This window comes from Acinetobacter sp. YH12227 (assembly GCF_013417785.1).
Taxonomy (GTDB): domain Bacteria; phylum Pseudomonadota; class Gammaproteobacteria; order Pseudomonadales; family Moraxellaceae; genus Acinetobacter; species Acinetobacter gandensis.
Genome location: NZ_VPDH01000185.1, coordinates 1 through 1121, shown reverse-complemented (window position 1 = coordinate 1121; position 1121 = coordinate 1). Strand labels below are relative to the sequence as shown.

At 35.1% G+C, this 1121-nt stretch carries 2 protein-coding genes and 2 pseudogenes; 1 reads left to right on the top strand and 3 read right to left on the bottom strand.

Features of this window, described 5'->3' with window-relative positions; genetic code table 11:
- A pseudogene (locus FTV09_RS17845) lies at window positions 1–98 on the top strand (IS1 family transposase); the annotation flags it as partial.
- A 203-nt stretch (window positions 99–301) separates the two neighbouring features.
- Here the strand turns inward: FTV09_RS17845 and FTV09_RS18225 are convergent.
- The 3 genes and pseudogenes from FTV09_RS18225 to FTV09_RS17835 form a co-directional block, all read right to left on the bottom strand.
- On the bottom strand, window positions 302–496 hold the full coding sequence (locus tag FTV09_RS18225) for a hypothetical protein (RefSeq protein WP_257222945.1): 195 nt from the start codon (window positions 494–496) through the stop codon (window positions 302–304).
- Window positions 497–514: 18 nt separating this feature from the next.
- Window positions 515–829: a hypothetical protein gene (locus FTV09_RS18220; protein WP_257222944.1), complete on the bottom strand. Its 315-nt coding sequence runs from the start codon at window positions 827–829 to the stop codon at window positions 515–517.
- Window positions 830–1021: 192 nt separating this feature from the next.
- Window positions 1022–1121: pseudogene (locus FTV09_RS17835) on the bottom strand (IS1 family transposase); the annotation flags it as partial.

Genomic DNA, 1121 nt, shown 5'->3' with positions numbered 1-1121 from the left:
GCGGTTTTAGAAAGAGTTGTAATTTCTCCAAAAAGATTGAAAACCATTTTAAAGCCTTCGACTTAACCTTTTTTTACATCAATAATGGTTTCATTTAATGTCAGCATACTTTTTGAAACACCACCATCGTTTTAAGTCAGATCGTGCTTTGGAAGAAGTAAGAGCAGATTTATTTGACTAAAAAGATAAGGGAGCAAATGCTCCCTTATTTTTTTGTTTTTTAGTAGACTGGGGTCAGTGTTTAGCCTAAGTGCAAAATCAATAAGTATTTGGACACCCATTATTCTTTAAGTTGGACACTTTAATAAACGTATTCATTAATTTTGCAGTGTTCCTCAGTTGGTAATGTGAATACCATGCCACTCACCAACGAGCTAATACGATTACTTTCAGCCTTACGTTGCTTGGTATTCACCGACAGGGCATAAATGATCATTGTGTCCCGATACATTTTTTCAGGCTCAACTTTATAGTCAATTTCCGCAGCACAAACCATTTTTCTACTAACTTCGTGTTACGCTCTACGATAGACCTCACGATCATCACTAGCCAAAGTCAGCTTTCTTCGTAATTCTTGTGCATACTGCATATATACGCTAACAAATTCAGGGTTATTCCCATATTTGAGCTTTATGTATCCCTCAATATCATCACGCACACCATTACTATTTGCATCAATCCCACCAATGGTTTTTGTTTTATCTTCATTTTTTAGGAATTTTGATGTTCTCACTTCTTTTAGTGAATTCTGAATACTTGGATTAAGAAGCGAGGAACAGGCCATCAAAAGTATACTTAAGCAACTCACTGCAATAACCGCTTTTTTCATAGGAATCATTTTACTTTTTTCTTTTAAATTTCGTTTTAGATGCAAAGAGTGTCTGAAAATAAGAGTGTCCAATTAAAAGAAGAATCTGTGTCCAGTACGATATACTATTAAGTGTCCAATTGGGCAAGAATATGCACCTAAGCAACCAATATGAAAACAATAGACGGTGGTGTTTCAAAAAGTATGCTGGCATTAAACGAATCCATTATTGATATAAAAGAACACTAAATCAAAGGCTTTGAAATGATTTTCAAGCTTTTTGGAGAAGTTGCAGCTTCTCCTAAAGCCTCGC